Origin of the sequence: Acinetobacter geminorum (assembly GCF_013009345.1) — a bacterium.
In the GTDB taxonomy this organism is placed as follows: Bacteria; Pseudomonadota; Gammaproteobacteria; order Pseudomonadales; family Moraxellaceae; genus Acinetobacter; species Acinetobacter geminorum.
The window spans coordinates 105157-115303 of record NZ_JABELE010000014.1; the positions used below are offsets into that span (position 1 = coordinate 105157).

General features: G+C 35.8%; 9 protein-coding genes. 3 read left to right on the forward strand and 6 right to left on the reverse strand.

The annotated features are described in order from the left end of the window. Positions 1-9 precede the first annotated feature (9 nt). The 3 genes from HJG58_RS14245 to HJG58_RS14255 all read left to right on the forward strand — a co-directional run bounded on the left by HJG58_RS14245 (position 10) and on the right by HJG58_RS14255 (position 3697). Positions 10-1455, forward strand: coding sequence for an NAD(P)/FAD-dependent oxidoreductase (locus HJG58_RS14245; protein ID WP_170249412.1), 1446 nt, complete (start codon positions 10-12; stop codon positions 1453-1455). Positions 1456-1603: 148 nt separating this feature from the next. Next, positions 1604-2962: an amino acid permease gene (locus HJG58_RS14250; protein WP_170249414.1), complete on the forward strand. Its 1359-nt coding sequence runs from the start codon at positions 1604-1606 to the stop codon at positions 2960-2962. A 375-nt stretch (positions 2963-3337) separates the two neighbouring features. Then, entirely contained in the window at positions 3338-3697 is a 360-nt protein-coding gene (locus HJG58_RS14255; RefSeq protein ID WP_002120526.1) for a hypothetical protein, read from the forward strand. 208 nt (positions 3698-3905) lie between these two features. On the opposite strand, the gene HJG58_RS14260 is transcribed toward HJG58_RS14255, so the two are convergent. From HJG58_RS14260 to HJG58_RS14285, 6 genes are all read right to left on the reverse strand, one after another. Continuing rightward, positions 3906-4259, reverse strand: a complete 354-nt coding sequence (locus tag HJG58_RS14260) for a hypothetical protein (RefSeq protein ID WP_170249416.1) — start codon at positions 4257-4259, stop codon at positions 3906-3908. 202 nt (positions 4260-4461) lie between these two features. Next, entirely contained in the window at positions 4462-4833 is a 372-nt protein-coding gene (locus tag HJG58_RS14265; protein ID WP_235944520.1) for a hypothetical protein, read from the reverse strand. A 67-nt stretch (positions 4834-4900) separates the two neighbouring features. After that, positions 4901-5254 carry a hypothetical protein gene (locus tag HJG58_RS14270; protein ID WP_170249418.1) on the reverse strand — a complete coding sequence of 118 codons (354 nt, stop codon included), beginning with the start codon at positions 5252-5254 and terminating at the stop codon, positions 4901-4903. Next, positions 5254-6501: a hypothetical protein gene (locus HJG58_RS14275; RefSeq protein ID WP_170249420.1), complete on the reverse strand. Its 1248-nt coding sequence runs from the start codon at positions 6499-6501 to the stop codon at positions 5254-5256. The genes HJG58_RS14270 and HJG58_RS14275 overlap by 1 nt, the downstream gene beginning before the upstream one ends. 2 nt (positions 6502-6503) lie before the next feature. Beyond that, entirely contained in the window at positions 6504-9269 is a 2766-nt protein-coding gene (locus tag HJG58_RS14280) for a type VI secretion system Vgr family protein (RefSeq protein WP_170249422.1), read from the reverse strand. A 267-nt stretch (positions 9270-9536) separates the two neighbouring features. Continuing rightward, the gene (locus HJG58_RS14285) at positions 9537-10109 is read right to left on the reverse strand and encodes a TetR/AcrR family transcriptional regulator (RefSeq protein ID WP_170249424.1); all 573 of its coding nucleotides are present in this window, start codon (positions 10107-10109) and stop codon (positions 9537-9539) included. Positions 10110-10147 lie beyond the last annotated feature (38 nt).

Genomic DNA, 10147 nt, shown 5'->3' on the forward strand with positions numbered 1-10147 from the left:
AACTTCGTCATGAAAATTATTTCTAAACCTCAACTTTTAAAAGACGTGGAATATAAACCAAGTAAATCTCTACAAGTGGGCAAAGAGTGGAGTTGGTTAAATCCAAAGCATGCAAAATTTGACGCAACAACTGTAGAAGGTGCATCGGCAGATAATCCAGCAAACTACTATGAAAGCTCACTTTCTGATTGGCATACTTTTGACAGTTTAAAAGCTGATATTGAATGTGATGTCGTGGTTATTGGCGGTGGTTTATTAGGTTCATCGAGTGCATTACATTTAGCTGAACAAGGCGTAGATACTGTTTTATTAGAAAAAAATCGCATTGGTAGTGCAGCTTCTGGCCGAAATGGCGGACAACTTACCCCCGGTTTAGCTCGCTGGGAAGCTCAAGAAATGGCCGATCGCTTAGGCTATGAAGATGCCAAAAAACTCTGGCATTTTACCTCTACAGAAGCGATGCAACTCATTGATGACATCTCGGAAAAATACCAACTTAACTTTGACCGAAAATATGGTCACATTACTGCCGCCGTTCATGAAGGACATTTAGTTGGCTTAACACAAGGCGCCGACGCACGAAAATATTTAGGTGAAGACCATACCCGCATTGTGGGTAAACATGAACTCATGGACTATATTAAGTCTGATTATTATACGGGCGGTTTAATTGATGAGTTGGGTGGACAAATCCATCCTTTAGCTTTAAACCGTGGCTTAATTTATGGCTTTTGCCAAAACGGCGGTTCTGTCTATGAACAAACAGAAGTCATTTCAATAGAAGAAAAACCAGATGGTATTTATGTTCATACAGCAAATGCTGTCGTAAAAGCTAAAAAGTCTGTGGTGTTAGCGGTACATCATGCGTCATTTAAACTTTTATCAGAACAAAACAATACCACTATTCCATTTTATACTTATGTTGCAACCACCGCTCCGCTAGAGCTTGATACAAAAGAGCTTCTGCCATTTGGACATCCAGTTTATGACACTCAGTTCCAGATTGATTACTACCGCCCTGTGTTTAATAACCGTTTATTGTTTGGTGGACAAGGCACTGGCACATGTTGGGGACCAGAGAAAACTTTAAATTATCTAGAGCATCGAATTCATACAGTTTTCCCTCAAATTAAAAATCTAGAGATGGATTTTGTCTGGAGTGGAACGACTGATTTAACGGTAAATGGTGCAGTCGATAGCCGTAAGTTTGGCAATAAATTCCCAATTTATGCTGTTCACGGCTGGAGCGGTCATGGTGTGGCGCAGACTGTTCGTATTGGTAAAGCCATCGCAAGTGATTTTGTCGGGCAATCTAATGACTTTGAAATGTTATCTAAAATTGACCATCAAAATATTATGTTTGGTCGTACCCTTGCACCCGTTGTTATTCCACTCGCAAAAAGCATGTATGGAATCGGTGCAATGCTGAACCCTGGCAAAATGGTGTCTTTCTAATCTTAAAAAGATCTCTTTTTCTAAAAAAGGATTCGTGCAGTTTTGTGCGAATCCTTTTTTATTTAACTGAGTAAAATCCTTTTCAAACTAGGTTATCCCTAACCAATCTATTACAATAGCGCCAGCTTTTTAATTCAGCGCATATATTTTGAGCAACTCATCTTCCCAATTAAAACGTGGACTTAAAAATCGTCACATCCAGTTAATCGCTATGGGTGGTGCTGTCGGGACAGGTTTATTTTTAGGTTCTGCACAAGTCATCCAGTCCGCTGGTCCTTCTATTATTTTAGGTTATGCCATCGTTGGTTTGGTTGCATTTTTAATTATGCGCCAAATGGGTGAAATGATCGTAGAAGAACCTGTGGTCGGCTCTTTTAGTTACTTTGCACAAAAATATTGGGGAAGATTCCCCGGTTTTTTATCGGGCTGGAACTATTGGGTAGTTTACATTCTAGTTGCAATGACCGAGCTGACAGCAGTCGCTAAATATGTACATTACTGGTGGCCCCATATTCCCGCTTGGATATCAGCTTTATTTTTCTTTGTTCTAGTCACATGTTTGAACTTGGGCAATGTTAAATTTTATGGTGAATCTGAGTTTTGGTTAGCTATTATTAAAGTCGCTGCTGTCATTTCGATGATTGTGTTTGGTCTATATTTATTGATTACAGCGGGTAGTGACTCTATCGCTAGCGTCTCAAACCTATGGCAACATGGCGGATTTTTCCCGCATGGGTTCTCGGGCCTATTTTATATGCTCGCCTTTTTAATGTTTGCTTTTGGCGGTATTGAACTAATTGGAATGACTGCTGCTGAAGCTGAAAATCCTGAAAAAAGCATTCCACAAGCCATTAACCAAGTCATCTTTCGAATCTTGATTTTCTATGTGGCTTCGCTTGCTATCATCATGTCGCTTATTCCGTGGAATCAGCTTGACCTCGGTGGTTTAGATAAAAGTCCATTTGTGATGATTTTTAGCCAGCTTGGTATTGGTTGGGCAGCACATTTGCTTAACTTTATTATTTTAACAGCCGCACTGTCTGTTTATAATAGCGGTATGTACGCAAACAGTCGTATGTTATATGGTCTAGCAGTACAAGGCCATGCATCCAAAATTTTTACAAAAGTCAGCAAACAAGGGGTTCCAACACCTGCTGTTATCTTTTCTTCTATTCTGATTTTCGGTTGTGTATTGCTGAACTACTTTATCCCAGAAGAAGCTTTAAGCTATCTCATGTACATGGCCGTGACTGCACTGGTTTTAAACTGGGCAATTATTAGCTTTACGCATTTAAAGTTTAAACGTGCCATGAAACTTGAAAATAAAGTTGCCAAGTTCCCTGCTCTATTTTCACCTTTAAGTAACTATATCGTTTTGATTTTTATTGGCATGATTTTATATATCATGTGGACTCAAGGGTTTGAAAAATCAGTTATTTTAATTCCAATCTGGATTACATTCATGTTTGGGCTATATAAATTTCTAAGTTGGAAAAAAGCACTCTAATATTCAAAAAAGGCTTATTCAAACTGGATAAGCCTTTTATCATTTACCATATTGTCACCCTAAGCAACTTCAGAAAATCTATTCAAAAAACCATTCACATTCTATTCATCATTATTGAATTGCTCTCTGCTAGACACATGGATATGTAAACCTTAGTCATTCTAAGCATTGGTATTTAATGAGATAATTATTAAAGTACAAGTGTTTACATGATCTATAAATATTTGTGTCAATGTTCAGCTAAAATCAAAGCAGACCAGTTATCGTTACGATCACTCAATAGGCAAAAGATACTGCATCGCAAGACAGGCTCTTTACCCACTTTACTGATTTAGCCGTCAACTGTGTCACTCAATGATGAAGACAGGAAATTTTATGGAAAAAGCTCTGCAATGTCCTAAGTGTGGTTCTACAGAAATTGAAGCACGTGACCATGACAAATTACTTAGAACAACTGGCGGTGTTTTACTCACAGCTGCTGGCACAACGGCAGGCACTGTAGGTGGTGCTGCGACTGGTGCTACTGTTGGAGCAGCTATTGGTACTGTTGCTGGTCCTTTAGGTGTAATTGTTGGCGGAACTGTAGGGACTTTTGTTGGTGCCATTAGTGCAGGAATTACTGGCGGTGTAGTTGGTAATATTTTTGGTAAGAAAGCTGGCGTAATAATCGACAAGAATATTTTTCAAGATTATCGCTGTCTAAAATGTAAATACCGTTTTAAGCAAAAGAAGTAATATTTATATAAATTAAGTTCAGGTTTAATTTATTTTTAAAGTAAGGAAAGTAAGCAACTTTAGTTACTTTCCTTTCCCATTCGTCCTTATGTTTCCTATCACAAAGAAATAAAGAATAATCTAATAACATCTTTGATCGACACTATTTTTATATTTAGTTAATCTGGTTCAATAATAGACATGTAGATTAATTTAATTTTTAAAATTCTTACTGAACTGTAAAAGTATAAGTTTTATTAATTTCATTACTACCACCTCCATAAAAACCCACCCAAATTTTTATAGAAAATGACCCCTTATATTTTGGTTTTCCTTTGATCTCTATAATATTGTATCTAGATAAATCATTTTCTGGTTTAACTGTAATACCAAGATCTTCGGGAATATCTGTAGTTAATTCAGCATCTTTATCTACAACCTTACCTCCAGAAATCTGAATAAGTTGTCTATACTCCTGATTCACATGAGCTATAGGCAAACTATCAGGAGTAATTGTATATTTCTTACCACAACCTGTAAGCATCAATAATACTGAGAAAATAGCGATAATTTTAATTTTCATTAGAGTTTCTCCTTTTTAACAATTGAAGCAAAAAGCACTTTCTTTTCAAAATTAACTACCACGACCAAGAAGGCTTTCAAATATTAAAATTTATTGTTAAATTTGCATTGATAAAAATTGCAAATAAAAATAGCCTATAAATAAAACTATTTTTTGGGAAGAGTATTAAGTTAATTTTGGAACTTCTTAAAATTTAAAATATTTATTTCTCAACTTTGAGAGTATAGGTTTTTTTGATTTCAGCACCACCACCACCGAAGAAATCAGCTCTTATCGTTATGAGATATTCTCCACTACATTTTGGAGTCCCCTTCACAACTAAAATATTATAGCCATTTGAATCATTATCTGGTTGAACAGTTATCCCAAAGTCTTTTGGAATATTCGTATTTAATTCAGCATATTGATCGACAACCTTACCTCCTGATATTTCTATAGTTTTCTTATATTCTTGATTAACATGAGCTATAGGCAGGCTATCAGGTGTTATCTTGTATTTTTTTCCACAACCTGTAAGTATCAATAATATTAAAAAAATAATAGAGCAAATATAGTGATTAGATTTCCCCATCATTAGTCTCTCTTATTCCTATTAAATGGATAGAAATTTCAATTTACTTATTACAAGTTAAAATCTCTTTTTACTTAACTGTAAAATTATAAGTTTTATTGATCTCATTACTACCGCCTCCATAAAAACCAGCCCAAATATGAATTGTAAATGTACCTTTATACTTTGGGGTTCCCTTGACTTCAATAATATTATAACCATCGAGATTATTAGCAGGTTGAACTGTTACTCCTAAATCTTCAGGTATATTTGTATTCAATGGTTGATCTTTATCAACGACTTTACCACCTTCAATATGAATCACTTGATAATATTTTTGATTGACCTGAGCAACTGGTAATTCGTCAGGTGTAATCGTATATTTCTTACCACAACCTGTAAGTATCAATAATATTGAGAAAATAGCAATAAGTTTAATTTTCATTAGAATTTTTCCTTTTTAACAATTAAAGCAAAAAAAACTTTCTTTTCGAAATTATATAGAGATATACCTCTACCGAGTCTTTGGGTGTTTTCCCCCCACGTAAACATTTTCAGTCGAACTTCAGTTTTATAAGGATCTGAAGAGTTTGTAATCGGCTGTCCTTTTATATCTCTTAATTTATCAGTCCAAACAATCCAATGATCTGGAAAACTTTGAGTACCTGAACTAGTACCACTACTAAGAAGGCTTGCTGATATTAAGGTAATTACATAATAACCTTCACCAGCGTATCGGTTAATTTCACTTATTAAACTAGGACTATAACCATTAAAATAAAAGGGGTACGTTTTTAAGCCCTTAAAGCCTGTTTTCTTAAACCAGTTACTCAGTTCTGGCCAGGGTGTAATTCCTGCAACCTCTTGTTCAGGATCATTAAGTTTAAGAGCTAAATTCTCAGATTCACGTAAGCTTGCAAATGTGATCCAATCAATTGGAGGAATATTGGGTTCACCATTTGTTTTTTTATAAAAATTTCGGACTCTTCTGCATCCATTTATTGAAGGCTTAATTTCAAGCTGTCCAATTTTAGTTTGACCCTTTTCCCATAGTTGTTTTACTGCTAATTTATAGTTAGACGGACTTAAATTAATTAAACAAAAAAAGTAAGCTGCTGGCCCACATAATGATGTTCTATCTTGATCTGGAAGAGGTTCATTCAATCTCGACTGTAATCCAGCCTCAATTTGGGCTTTAGAAAAAGGATCTTTTGCCTCTCCTGGTTTACACCCAGAGTCAATACACTGAAAAATTCGATTTCGGTTTAAAGCAAGTTCAAAATCATTTTTAGAAACATCACCTTTAACAACTTTAGTGACAGCAGTTGACTCAACGTATTTTGTTACTGGAATATTTTTATTCTTTTCATGATTTTGGTAAGGATAAGATTCAATTTTATCTGGAACAATATAATGACTAATCACTAAACTTTCTTGCCCTGAAGTAGTTAGTCGATATAAATTAAGAATAATGACACAATCTCTCAGTCTTTCTAGTCCTATTTTTGAGCTATCGATTTCGATCGATTTAGTTTGATAAAGCTCATTACCTATTTTCTTAAAAGCAGTATCCTTAAAAAGAATAGCTGTCTCAGCTTGGTTGCGTACTGTGTTGTATATATAAATGTTATATTTTAATAACTTAGGACTAACATTAGTTTTTAATACAACATATGGATAGAATTTTGTCATGACTAATCTATATTAATTTCTTCATTGTTATACAAGTGGACAGATATTTCTTCTGGACGTACAGTTTTAATTAACTGAGTATATCCATTCTCATCAGTAATACCTTCCAGCTTTTTCCCATTTGCCATAAAAGCAATATATTTATGATGAGCAAACGGAATACCTTCTTTATCTTTCAAAAGATACCGCAAATTATGCTGATTTAGCTCTCCCAACACAGGTAACTGTTGAGTATTTGCACTTACACTTGCTCCAGAAGTAAATACATGCTGCCCAGCTTTCACCTCAAACTTCCCGCCTGTGACGGGGAAAATTCCCGAACTATTGATCTTAATTTGGGAACCACCAGATGTGATTACAACTTCTTTAGAGGCAGTAATTTCAATTCGATCTTCTGTAGAAATAATCTGAACACCTTTACGTGCAATTAAGTCTGCTCCGTCAGCTTGGGCTTGTATCTCAACTTTCCCTTTACCCGCATAGAGCCTAGCTCCCTGTTGGGCTGCAAAAAGACTGATCTTATTTTGTGCGTGTGCAATTATGTTCTTTTGAGTGCTTAAATTAATACTATCTCCAGCACTTTGGCTTAATTGGCCATCTGCACTTAGATGTATGTCTTCGTTACTCACTATAGCCATGCTATTTGGTGCACTTAACACCATAATAGCTTGCTTAAATACAGCTGCTTTATCTTTATCTTGCTGTTCAATTTGTTCTAAAAAAGTTTTTAGATTTTCAAGCACTTCTAGTGGATCGGTTTGCTGATTTTTAGCAACTTCACTAAGTGCTTTGGCATTGTTGAGGCTATCCTCTATTTGTTGTTCGGCATTATTTGCATCAAGGTGTACACCTTGGGCTTGGTCTTGTTTATGAGTAGTAATGAGTAAACCACTACCAGCTCGAACAGCCCCCCATTGATCCGTTCTGAGTTCAAACCCCTCACCACGACCTTCACTTGTCGCACTTTCTTTAGGATGGCTCAAATTACCAAGGTTTAACTGACTAACAGCATGGCTACTTTGTAACTGTGCACTAATTTGCCCAGTCGTATCATCAAGTCGTAACTGGTTAAAGCCTTTTCCATCCACCTCTTCTGAACGAATCCCACTTAGTTTTTTGGTATCGGGTAACTGTCCTTTCTGGTCAAATCGGGTTGGATGACGTTCGGCCTCGTGAATGCGTCCAACTACAAATGGGCGATCGACATTACCATCAAAGAAATTAATAGCAACGATTTCTCCAACACGTGGCAAGAAACGTACACCATACCCCTTTCCAGCCCAAGGGGTTAAAACATCGATCCAAGCTGAATCAGTGTCATTGTCATTACTTCCCGCTCCACCATCGTGGTTATGGTCATCACTTCGGGTAAACAAGAAACGAACTTTAATGCGTCCCCATTGATCAACATAAATCTCTTCACCCTCTGGACCAACGACACGTGCACGTTGAGGAGAAGCTTTAGGTCGATTTTGTAATGGTTGATATTCAGGCACAATTTTAATATTGCGGCGTTGTAAAATCAGCTCATTACCCTGACGTTCTTCTGTGTTACCCAACTGCCAATCGCTTTGTTGAACCAAAGCTTGAATTTGCTGATTTAAATCTTTGGGTAAATTGTTTTGATTATAGTAACTCTTACCAATAATTAAGAACTCTTTGTCTGCTCCACTATGTAGATCAATTTCTGGATGCTCATTAAGTTCAAACCAATAGCCGACTTGTGTATCCCGTACAGTAGTTTGAGCAACAAACTGCTTAGATTGAGCATCATGATAAGCACTTAAGTTTTGATTGAACTTTTCTAGCTGCTGACCACTTGCTGGTGTTGCACCATCTTCACCTTTCAAATCTTGTATCCATGCTGGGCTAAAATGCCAAGCATCTTCAAGACTTAAACTCTGATTGTCATAATTACTGCTATGTTGATGTTTGCTTTGTACATTACCAGCCCCATCTGTTTGTTGTAATACATCTGACTGCCAACGCTGCACATACACAGAAGTCGGCTGTAAGCTACGACCAGCGATTAGACTAGTCATGCTATCAAACTGTTCAGTTGCATGACTTCGATGGTAACGAACCGTTCTTCTTGTCAGCGCTTGAAATTGGTTATTATCATCAATGAGACGTAATTTTTGTGCCTGAATATGATCTGTATTATTCGGTACAATCAGTTCCGCTTCATCAATCAGCCAATTAATACCTTCACTTCGCCATAAACGAGTTAGAAAGTCATAGTCAGTTTCGTTCAACTGCATAATGAAAGGACGAGTATCATATTGCTGTTTTAACCCACTCAAATCTAGTGTAAGGCTAGCAGCAAATAATGGGCTTTTCCCTTGCCATTCTTGAAAAAGAATTTCACTAATTTCTTTCACACTCTTGTTCATAAACACACGGCTATTTCTGCGTTTATGCCAAAGATAAGTTGAATCACTTATTGTGAGCTTATATAAAGTTAGAGCACCATCACTTTGCCCCTGTGACGCTCCAGTAATAATACCTGTAGTACGAAATAATTGTCCTTGATCTGTCACCTGATCAACAGCAACCTGTACACCTATAAATTTTTTAAGTGGAAGGTGAGCATTGGTTGATAAACAAATCAAATCTGCAGTTATGCCCTGATTAAGATAATGTTGCCCATCTATACGTTGTAAAAAAACTTGGCTATTCAGGGATGCATCTGAAAATTGAAGGTATACCGAACGATGTTTTGAGAGAAAACCAAAATTCTCTAAAATTTGAAAGATATTATTAAACATCACTTTTTTATAAATCTGAGTTATAAACTACTATATTTTATAAAAAATAGACAGATTTGTCTATTTTCAAATCTAGCCTTTTACAAATAACAACTTTCTAGATTCTATATAATAAGATTAAAAATCAACACCTTACAAAACACCACCTCATAAAAAATGTGAAAACAAATTACTACAATTACAAGAGCTTAAGTAAAAATTAATAAAAAGTTAGATAATATAATTACTGATATAGAATATATTATTAATATAATTTTATACTCCTATTCATACAGTCACCAAACTTCCGTCCAAAGCATTTAAAAAATAATCCAACAATTGCTCCCTTTCACTAGCTTTATTAGGATCTAAAAGTTGGATGATTGCACCATCAATCATAAATAAAATCATGTTTGCATCAGCTTTTAAGCCACGACTTTCTAGACTAAATATCAAATCAAAAAGTTCTTTAAGTAGCCATTTTCTATATTCAATCACCATGCGATAAGCTCGAGGATAAAGCAGTTTTAATTCAAAAATGGCCTTAAATAGCAAAAAGTAAAAACTGTTTAAATCGACATGTAAACGGACAATTTCTTTGAGTTTATCGGCTGCGGTTGGGTAGCGGTGTGAATAAACAATTGCCAGCACCTCTTCTTTAAGTCGGCTTTTTTGAAAGATTAAGCACATTTCAACAAGGCGTTCTTTCGAGTGAAAGTAGTTATAAAAAGTCGCTTTTTGAATTTTGGATTTTTTGATAATCAGGTCTACGCCTGCACTATGAAATCCATACGTGGTAAAAAGTTGGATGGCGGCTTGAATAACCTGTAATTTTTTGGAAGATATTTCTAAAGTTGGCATAGTTTTACCGTTATAAATTCTTGTTGTTTCTAAATGAG

Coding starts and splice junctions, on each gene's coding strand:
- HJG58_RS14245 (WP_170249412.1), top strand. CDS start 10: ATGAAAATTATTTCTAAACCTCAACTTTTAAAAGACGTGGAATATAAA.
- HJG58_RS14270 (WP_170249418.1), bottom strand. CDS start 5,254: ATGAAAATTAAACTTATTGCTATTTTCTCAATATTATTGATACTTACA.
- HJG58_RS14275 (WP_170249420.1), bottom strand. CDS start 6,501: ATGACAAAATTCTATCCATATGTTGTATTAAAAACTAATGTTAGTCCT.
- HJG58_RS14280 (WP_170249422.1), bottom strand. CDS start 9,269: ATGTTTAATAATATCTTTCAAATTTTAGAGAATTTTGGTTTTCTCTCA.
- HJG58_RS14260 (WP_170249416.1), bottom strand. CDS start 4,259: ATGAAAATTAAAATTATCGCTATTTTCTCAGTATTATTGATGCTTACA.
- HJG58_RS14265 (WP_235944520.1), bottom strand. CDS start 4,833: ATGATGGGGAAATCTAATCACTATATTTGCTCTATTATTTTTTTAATA.
- HJG58_RS14285 (WP_170249424.1), bottom strand. CDS start 10,109: ATGCCAACTTTAGAAATATCTTCCAAAAAATTACAGGTTATTCAAGCC.
- HJG58_RS14255 (WP_002120526.1), top strand. CDS start 3,338: ATGGAAAAAGCTCTGCAATGTCCTAAGTGTGGTTCTACAGAAATTGAA.